The 485-nt window shown below is 49.5% G+C and carries 1 protein-coding gene; it reads right to left on the bottom strand.

Annotation, left to right across the window (positions count from 1 at the left end):
• Positions 1-33: 33 nt before the first annotated feature.
• A partial coding sequence (locus CXF87_RS12370; RefSeq protein ID WP_157826544.1) for an IS3 family transposase occupies positions 34-485 on the bottom strand: 452 nt, incomplete at its 5' end.

Consider the following 485-nt stretch of genomic DNA (forward strand, 5'->3'; position numbering starts at 1 on the left):
TGAACTGACCCCATAAACTTGGACAGTGAAAAGCTAAGCGGTTAAGGCCTGATTTCGGTACTGCACCGGACTCAGGCCTTTTAGCTTGGTCTTGATACGCTCGTGGTTGTAGTAATGGATATATTGGCGGATGCCCGCCTGTAACTGTTCAATATCGTCGAACCGATTCAGGTAGAAATATTCAGACTTCAGCGTTCCAAAGAAGCTCTCTATCGCGGCATTATCCAGACAATTTCCCTTGCGTGACATGCTCTGGATTACGCCATACTCTGCAAGCTTGCGCCGGTAAGCAGGCATCTGATATTGCCAACCTTGGTCGGAATGCAGTAACGGTGCGTCTTGGTTGACCAGCTTGGCCAAGGCTTTCTTGAGCATTCCCCCTACCAGCGAGAACTGTGGCCGCTTCTGTATTGAGTAGGACACGATTTCCCCATTGTAGAGGTCCATCACAGGCGATAAGTACAGCTTTTCGCCTCGGACATTGA

It is taken from the genome of Halomonas sp. MES3-P3E (assembly GCF_002836035.1).
Lineage (GTDB): Bacteria > Pseudomonadota > Gammaproteobacteria > Pseudomonadales > Halomonadaceae > Vreelandella > Vreelandella arctica.